This window comes from Paraburkholderia acidipaludis NBRC 101816, assembly GCF_000684975.1.
Lineage (GTDB): Bacteria > Pseudomonadota > Gammaproteobacteria > Burkholderiales > Burkholderiaceae > Paraburkholderia > Paraburkholderia acidipaludis.
In genome coordinates this window covers 1-1,349 of sequence record NZ_BAXZ01000056.1, presented here as the reverse complement: position 1 = coordinate 1,349, position 1,349 = coordinate 1, and the positions used below count along the sequence as shown (strand labels likewise).

1 protein-coding gene is annotated in these 1,349 nt (G+C 56.6%); it reads right to left on the bottom strand.

The annotated features are described in order from the left end of the window. Window positions 1-201: 201 nt before the first annotated feature. Window positions 202-1,221: an IS110 family RNA-guided transposase gene (locus tag BAC01S_RS29760; RefSeq protein ID WP_027798018.1), complete on the bottom strand. Its 1,020-nt coding sequence runs from the start codon at window positions 1,219-1,221 to the stop codon at window positions 202-204. Window positions 1,222-1,349: the final 128 nt, after the last annotated feature.

The window sequence follows — 1,349 nt, the reverse complement described above, 5'->3', positions numbered from 1 at the left end:
AGCCGGTTTCCGCTGCGGGCCCCTATGAAATCCGCTGATTCGCACCTCATTAGTCTAACGAGCTCGAAGCTCATACCACTGACCAGGTTTCGCGAATCACGGTCCGACCTGTCTTGTCATCACACTCGATCACCAACGCAACCTTTCGACGTCTAGCCTTGCATTTTGTAAAGCACTAATCTTCCGAGTCGCGTCCACCGTTCAGGTCGGTTTCACGCACGCATAGTCTTTCTGGTACGGTCGGTCATGAGCGAGCACTGCCCAGATCGTCCGCGCCATCCTGTTCGCCACGGCAACCACCACCACATTCGACGGTCGTCGCTTTCTCATCTGCTCGATCCGCGGACCGGGATCTTTCGCGTTTGCAACGACACTACGCGCCCCGTGAATTAGCATTTTGCGTAGATACCCGTCGCCGCGTTTGCTGATTCCGTGCAGGCTCACCTTGCCTCCCGAACCTGTCTGTTTTGGCACAAGGCCCACCCACGCCGCGAACTCTCGGCCAGAGCTGAATGCTTTCGGATTGCCGATCATCGCGACTGCCGCTGTTGCCGTCAGCAGGCCAACACCAGGTATCTCGCAGATCGCCTTCACAGCCTTGTCTTCCTTCTTCCACTCACGTAGCCGTCGCTCAATCGCCGCGATCTCTTCGTCCATTTTTTCGATCCGCGACCATTGCTCACGTAACGAATCGATTAACGCCTTCGGCAGGCGCTGCTCAATGCGTGCGAGCGCGTCGTATATAGCCTTGTTCATCGCGGTTCGCCCTTTGCCCATTACCTCGCCGAACTCGGCCAGCATGCTGCGCAAGCCGTTGGTCTGCATCGTGCGGAACTTCACCAGCTGTTCGCGTTGTCGGTGGAACATCAGCACTGCCTGCTGCATCTCCGTTTTCACCGCAACACCCTTGCTCGGCTGCTGCACTGCCAGCCAGATCGCCCGCGCGTCCGCCGCATCGTTCTTGTTGCCGATGTTGAAAGCCTTCACAAATCTCGCGGGCATCAGTTTGACTTGATGGCCCATTTTCATCAGTTGCCTTGACCAGTGATGTGCGCTGCCGCAGGCCTCCATGCCGACCAGGCACGGCGCACGGTTTGCAAAATGCTCAGCAAACTGTGCTCGCTTGATTGCCTTATTTACGATTTCGCCTGTTTGCGGATCGATGTAGTGCACCTGAAACAGATTTTTTGCAAGATCAACACCTACTGGCATAGCATTCATCTGTGGGTCCTCCGGTCGCCGGGAAATGCGTGCATTTTCCACCTTGGCACATCGATGCCGTTGGCCCGTGAAGACCCACCTTCGTTTGCTCCTGCGGTCACGGGTGGGACGCGTTCATTCCATTAGTC